This is a genomic window from Rhodococcus sp. P3_B8 (assembly GCF_056402775.1).
This window is the reverse complement of record NZ_JBFUGT010000576.1, coordinates 1-1,983: the sequence shown is the minus strand read 5'-3', so window position 1 is coordinate 1,983 and position 1,983 is coordinate 1. Positions and strand designations below refer to the sequence as shown.

Below are 1,983 nucleotides of genomic sequence, written 5' to 3'. Positions count from 1 at the left end.
CGGTTACCCCGAACGAGGGCGGCAGGTGCCGCCACGCACATCCGCTGGTGAGCACGTACACGATCGCGGTGAACACCGCCCGGTCATCGGCCGGCGCACTGCCACCTCCCTGCGGCCGGGCGACAAAAGGAGGAATCAACGGTTCGACTATCTCCCACAACGCATCCGGAACCAACCTCAGTGACAACTCATCTACCACGCGTCACATTATGTCCCACAGGTCACTTCATCCACATGAGACACGCTCTTAGTAGCTGTCCCACCGAATGAGCCATCATCGGTGACTCGGCGCCATGTTGCTCGCCCTCGGCCTGATCGGGCTTACCCGCGACATCGTTGGGGATGCATGATTGAGGGGTGAAAGAAGCCCGTGCCTTTGCAACGTATTGTGTCGGATGAATCGATGTAGCCGATGACCGGTGTTGATCCATTCGCGACGCAACGCGACGTGTCCGGTTCGGTCACGGCGGAGTTGGCGGCGGCCGGATTCGAGGATGCCCAGGAGATCGGCCGCGGCGGTTTCGGGGTCGTGTACCGGTGCACGCAGGCTGCGCTCGACCGCACCGTGGCGGTSAAGGTCCTCACCGCAGACCTCGACGAGGAGAACCGGGCACGGTTCCTGCGTGAGCARCGTGCGGCCGGCCGGCTGACCGGTCACCCCAATATCGTCACTGTTCTCCACGCCGRTGTCACCGGCAACGGCCGGCCCTTCATCGTGATGCCGTACCACGCYGRGGGGTCGCTCGACGAGCGGATCCGGCGYCACGGACCGCTCCCRCTSGACGAAGCGTTGCGACTCGGGGTGAAGATGGCCGGCGCGCTGGCGGCCGCGCACCGCCTCGGGATCCTGCACCGCGACGTCAAGCCCGGGAACATCCTGATCACCGACTACGGCGAGCCTGCGCTGACGGATTTCGGCATCGCYCACATCGCCGGCGGGTTCGAAACCACGGCCGGCGTCGTGACGGGTTCGCCGGCGTTCACCGCCCCCGAGGTGGTCGCCGGTGAGTCCCCGAGTCCGGCCGCCGATGTGTACGGCCTCGGCGCCACCCTGTTCGCTGCTTTCACSGGTCATGCGGCGTTCGAACGGCGAAGCGGTGAGCAATTGGTGGCACAGTTCCTGAGGATCACGTCCGAGCCGGTTCCSAACCCRCGCGAACACGGCATTTCCGAGGGGGTCAGCGCTGTCATCGAACGTGCCATGTCCKCCGAGGCCGGCGCTCGCCCCTCCGCTGTGGAACTGGGTCGGCAMCTSCGCGAGTCCCAACTGCAWCACGGCTTCCCGGTCGACGAGATGGCAATGCACACCGAACCGGCCGCGGTGCAGGGCGGAGCGTCAGTCCGGCCGTCGTGGTCACCGKCGGATTCGGGCCGAACGGGTGGACTTCCGCTGGAGCTGACCAGTTTCGTCGACCGCCGCACGGARCTGGCCGAGGCGACGAACTTGTTGTCGACGTCGCGGCTGGTGACGTTGACCGGAATCGGCGGGGTRGGAAAGACMCGGCTTGCTCTACGCGCAGCCGCCAAGGCACAACGAAACTTCTCCGACGGTGTGACGCTGGTGGAACTGGGTGAGCTGCGCGATGATTCGCTGTTGTCGGGGGTCGTGGCGGCCGCACTGGGGTTGCGTCACCAGTCTGCCCGACCCTCGCACGAGGTGCTCGTCGAGTTCCTTACCCCGCGTGAAGTGTTGCTCGTGCTGGACAACTGCGAGCAGGTGGTGGCCGCGGCCGCGAAGCTCGCCGAGATCCTGCTTCGCGCGTGCCCTGGGTTGCGTATTCTCGCGACGAGTCGCGAACCGCTCGGAATCGGCGGGGAAACAGCGGTTCTGATTCCCCCGCTGCCCGTCCCGGATCCGGATCACCTGCCGAAAGGACTGCCCCGCAACGATGCGGTCACTCTCTTCGCGGAACGCGGCGCCGCTGTAGTCCCGGGATTCGAGCTGACCGAGGAGAACAAGGTCACCATCGCCCGAATCTGTCC

General features: G+C 66.0%; 2 protein-coding genes. One reads left to right on the top strand and one right to left on the bottom strand.

The features are described 5' to 3' along the window. On the bottom strand, window positions 1-199 hold a 199-nt coding region (locus AC1D1G_RS44725), incomplete at its 3' end, for a transposase (protein ID WP_477956888.1). Window positions 200-412: 213 nt separating this feature from the next. On the opposite strand from AC1D1G_RS44725, the gene AC1D1G_RS44720 reads away from it, so the two are divergent. Then, the coding region (locus AC1D1G_RS44720) for a protein kinase domain-containing protein (protein WP_477956887.1) at window positions 413-1,983 on the top strand (1,571 nt) is incomplete at its 3' end.